The sequence below is a fragment of the Synechococcus sp. 8F6 genome, assembly GCF_002252665.1.
Lineage (GTDB): Bacteria > Cyanobacteriota > Cyanobacteriia > PCC-6307 > Cyanobiaceae > Cyanobium_A.
Genome location: NZ_NQKZ01000040.1, coordinates 1 through 5,012, shown reverse-complemented (window position 1 = coordinate 5,012; position 5,012 = coordinate 1). Strand labels below are relative to the sequence as shown.

Here is a 5,012-nt window from a genome sequence, read left to right as displayed (position 1 = left end):
GGTACTTGCGGCACCAGTCGACTAGATCACGCACGAGGACGTGGGGCTTCTCCACCCAGAGGAAGCGGTTGAGGTCGTCGCGCAGGCGCCGGGCACCGAGCGAGCGGAACAGCAGGTCTTCCTGCTCGCACTTCTCACTGCTGCGCTGGCCGAGGCTGCCCTTGCCACTGCTGAGCTTCTTCTCATCCCACTGGGCGCCATTGGGGCCTGGGGCCTGCTGGTAGGGGATCAGCAGGTGGCACCAGGTTTCGGGGATGCGGCTGGCGACGGCTGTGGTGGCTTCTTCCACCTTCTTGATCGCCTGCTCCTTCTGGGCCACGCTGAGGTTCAGCTCCAGGGCGTTGTCGGTGATGCGCTGCCAGGCGCGGCGATCGGCCAGGGCCTGGAACAGGTTTTCGATGGCGTCTTCGTCGGGGGCAAGGAACACCAGGGTGTTGGCGTACTGCCGTGGGCTGTTGCCCTTGCTCTGCAGGCAGGCAGTCACCCACTGCCGCGCCGCACTGAACTCCACCCCCTTGCGGTGGGTGTGCTCTGCCGCTAGCAGCACCAACCGGGTGGAGGGCTCATCGGGCACGGCGCTGCCATCGACGGGTGCGGCATGGAGGCCAGCGAATTCACCACGACTACTGGCCTCCTTGGCTAGGCGGGTGTTGAGCTCAGCGTTCAGCTCCTGGCGTTGGCGCAGGTAGCTCTCGCGATAGTCCTCGGCAGTGCGGTTGAGGTTGGGACGGGTATCGATCCAGTAGCGGTCGCCATCCTGCTGAATGAAGCGGCCGCGATCGCCGAGGCGGCGCAGGGCATCCCCGAAGGTGGCGATCGGTTCGCCTGGCATGACGCAGGCCAGTTTGACGCGCTGATCGCCGATGCCTGGCCGCTCTGTTTCCGCATCGGGGGCGGTACCGATGTAGAGGCTGCGGGCCACGCGCTTGCAGGCGCTCACCCGCCCGAAATTGGGGTTTTCGCTATCGAGCCGGGCGGGGGTGGAATCTGGACCGTCCACGTCCTGGGAAATGATCGGCTCCCACTGGTTGTCGAGATAGCGCAGCAGCTCGTTTTTGACATCGGCATCGTCGATCGGTACCGAGCTGGGCATGATCAAAAGGTCTTTGCTGTTGCCGTTCCAGAGCCCTTCAATGGTTTTGGCCAGCAGTCGCAACACGCCGCGGGTGCGCTGGAAGCGATCGAGGGTGCTCCAGTCGTCGTAGAGCCGCTTGAACAGCTCCGGGTGGATCGGGTAGGCGGCAGTAAGCAGGTCTCGGTAGCCGGGCTCGCGGGTTTCGGAGGGAAACTCGTTTTTGTTGTTGGCGTATTGATCGCTGAAGGCCCGAACCACCGCATCGCGGGCGGCACCACCTTCATTGGTGGCGATGGTGTCGAACAGGCGGCGCCTGACGATCTCAAAGCCCTCATTGCCACTGGCGGGACGCCATTCGTAGGCAATGCGGTTGACCACATTGCGCAGGCCATCGAGGGCCTTTTCGCCATCGCTGCCGCCGATTTCATTGGTGCTCTGGGGCACGGAGATCAGCAGAAGCACATTCGGCACCTGCTTGGCCGCTTCTGTGAGCGCCTGCGCGAAGGACACCTGGGAATCAAAGGTGCCGGCTGGCAGGTTGGGATTACTGACCAGGTTGCGGGCATAGGCCACCCACTCATCCACCAGGATCAGGCAGGGAGCGGTGGAGCTGAACAGCGCGGCCAGATCCTGAGCACCAGGAGCAACGCGCTGCTGATCGCTGTTGGCGATGCGGGCATAGCCTTCCGAGCCACCTAGCTGATAGGCCAGCTCACCCCAGAGGGTGTTGACCACGGTGCCATCGGGCTTGGTGCTTGCTTCCGCTGGGCTGAAGGCCGTGCCGACCAGCACAGCCCGTGAGGCCTTGGGCACCGAATGGATGCCCACCTCCCTGCAAACCTCATCGAGGCCGGGAAGGTTGGCCAGAGGAGTGCCGGAGCAGAGGTGATACAGCGACAACATCGAGTGGGTTTTGCCGCCACCGAAGTTGGTCTGCAGCTCGATCACCGGATCGCCGCCCTGACCATTGAGCCGCTGCAGGGAGCGACGTAGCAGGTCGCGCATGCCGGAGGTGATGAAGGTGCGGCGGTAGAACTCGATTGGATCGGTGTATTCGGGTGTGCCGAGCCCGCGGCGCACCTGGTCAAGGTCGGCGGCGAACTCGGCCTGCTGGTACTTGCCGGAGATGACATCCGGGTGGGGGGTGATTACCTCGCGCCAGGGAACGAGACCCGCTTTGGTCTGACTTTCGGTAGTGGCCTGGTAACGGGCGCGAGTGCGGTTGCGGACGCGCTCGGAAAACACCACCTGCTGCAGTTCTTCCCGCAGTTCGCGGATCGCTTCTGCCTGCTCGGGGGCGCTGATGTTTTGGCAGAGACGAATTGCGGTGTCGAGGTAGCGGTCGACGTCGTCGGAGGAGAAGGGTTCGGAATGGGCCCACTTGTTGCGGGCTTCCTTGAGCTCACTGACATAGGCCCGATCCGACTGGCTGAGCAACCGCTTGAAGATGCCCCCCCAGTGCTCCATGAACAGGCTCAGCAGCACCGAGACGTCTTGCAGATTGTTGAATTGGGGCGGCAGGTTGTCTTGCCAGTTGCTGCCGAGGCCCTGGTAGAGCTCACGGCTGAGGTAAGGCAGCAGGCCATCCCGGAGCTGATCCAGGGTCTTGCCGATGCGGTCGCGGTTGGAGAGAGCCATGGGGATTGGATCAGATCAGGGTGGTCTGGCGGGGTGCAGACGAGCTGGTGGAGGAAGCTGATGCGAGGCGCTCCAGCTCCGGCCAGGCGATCACCAGGCCGTTGTAGGAGCGGGCTTCTTCTGCCTGTTTCTTCTTCTCGCAGTGGTTGTAGAGGCGGTAGGCAAGGGCACGGCAGTTGGCAGCGAGATCACCATGGCCGGAGACTTTTTTGAGCTGAAGCAGTAGCTCAGCAGCGGCGCTTTCCCCACTGGCTTCAAGACGCTTGATCAGGTGCTGAGTGGCCTCCCAAACGCAGAGACGTCGATCGGTGGTGGGATCCCAATCGTCTGGAAGTTGGGCGCGCTGGTAGAGCCGCACCTTGCCAGCTACGGAGGAGAGGATTCCTGCTTCTGCAACCCCATCAACGGAGAGGTTGCGAGCGATTGCTAAACCTTCTGCATCTCCATAGGAGCGCTCTTCATAGCCGTAGCTCTCAAAGAAGGTGAGGGCAAAGCGGCTGTCGGCATCGAGTTCGCCTTCGTCCTGAGAAAGGTATTCATCGAGGGCGGTGTTGATTTCGATGAGAGCTTCCCTCACTGACATCGGGCTGTCATCGGGGTTCAGAACGGCCTTGGCACTGCTGTAGATGGCCATGCCTGGACCAATGGCCGCCTGGGCCACATCGACAGGGGCGATGTTGGCCCGCTCCAACTCTTTCAAGGCGTGCGGCATTTCCTGACGAAGTTGGCGGCGGAAGTCGTTGCGGGCAAGAGAGGATGCTGATTCCTGACGGTGTTGGCAAACGAGCACGACGCTGGTAGCCAGAGCGTTGGAAGACTGTCCACGAAGACGGCTGTCGTTTTCCGTGCAAATAGGCCAGGTCCCGCTAATACTAAAATCTGCTCGAATCACTGCGTCCAAAAAAGTTTCCCAGCCAGTGCTGGAGGTACCCAGTGAAATTGTGGTTTCTGATTGCTTAAATGCGTAGTAGATTGTAACTGGAAAGCCTGGATGAGATTGCTCGGAAATACGACGCATAGCCAGAGTCATTCCATCAAGAAAGAAGGCCTCTGCGCTCTCTTTCCCACCATGCTTCGCAGGAGTTGCAACGAGCTCCTCAGCTTTGGGCACAGCCAGCGTTGCGAAAAGCTGCGGGAAGACAGGCTTCATCGATCGGCGCAGCCAGACGTAGAAAAAGTCAGACAAGTCGGCATAGCCTATGTTGTCGTAGTAGGGAGGGTCAGTCGAAACTACTTTTGCCAGAGAAATGCTTTGCGTGGATGCGTCATTCTGTTCCGCTAGGCCAGCTGCATTTTTTGGCACATACTCAAATGCTTTGCCAAAAGCTTTTGCAATTCCTCCGACAAAGACGCTCCATGACCCAGAGCTGGAGCCCATCGGGTTGCCTTCCGCAAAATCCCAAATCATTGGTATCGCTTGGCGACCAAAAAGCTGTCGAGGACATTGAGCTATCGGCTCCCACCTGCAAAGGTTATTTCCAAGATCTGCTTGCTTGCTAAGAGCAAAAGACAGATACAGGCTGATCGCTTCAGCATAAGCCAATGCTCCAGCTCCCCCGTCTCGCAGGGGCTTAGATGCACCTATGGAAATAGCCCGAAGTGCGTCATGTCTTATTAGTTCTTGGACTTCACCTATGAGGGCAGAGAGAGTAGTGAGTGCAACCAACTGTCGGTTAGTGAAAAGATCGCTCCATCGATTCATGCCGTAGTTTCCGACACGAAAGCCAAGAGCCTGTTGGAAGAACTCGAAATCAGGCTTCCAAGCAGGCTGATCCTGATTGGCTATTGCTTCCTGTTCAGGCAAGGGATCGAGGTAGACACGTCCTCTCGCACCTTCAGCCACAATCGCCATCAATTTAGCTCCCATGCGACCAGCCTGGGCTTCGGCCTTTATGTACCTTGGTTCAATCGGATTTCCCGACATCAAGCAACGGAAGTTACCACGGCCGAACTTCGTACCTTCCTTCACAGACATGGCATTGTTAGGCCTGCCTGCCTTCACTGAGAGCCGATATCCGTCGCATTCGATTATCGGCTCCACATAGGCTTCCTTGCCTGGCTTCGTAGACAACATGAAGGTGGCAGCGAGAGGAACCTCTACCTGAGCAAATGCCGGGTTTGGACTCTTCACCGTTCGAGCCCAGATCCAGGCAATCACGGTGAGTTTTTGGCCAACGTAGGGATTCAGGTCGGGTCGTTCTCTCGCCATCTCAGCTGTCACCTCCACCTTCGGGTAGAGGTGGCCAATGCGCTTTTCGGCTTCATCGCGCATCCACTTGCCGTAGTAGAGCACGTCTTC

The 5,012-nt window shown here is 59.4% G+C and carries 2 protein-coding genes; both read right to left on the bottom strand.

Annotated features, from left to right (window positions below; all coding sequences use genetic code 11):
• The coding region (locus CJZ78_RS13175; RefSeq protein ID WP_094561756.1) for a DUF499 domain-containing protein at positions 1-2,713 on the bottom strand (2,713 nt) is incomplete at its 3' end.
• 10 nt (positions 2,714-2,723) lie between these two features.
• Positions 2,724-5,012, bottom strand: a 2,289-nt coding sequence (locus tag CJZ78_RS14560) for a hypothetical protein (RefSeq protein WP_158217099.1), incomplete at its 5' end; no start/stop codon positions are given.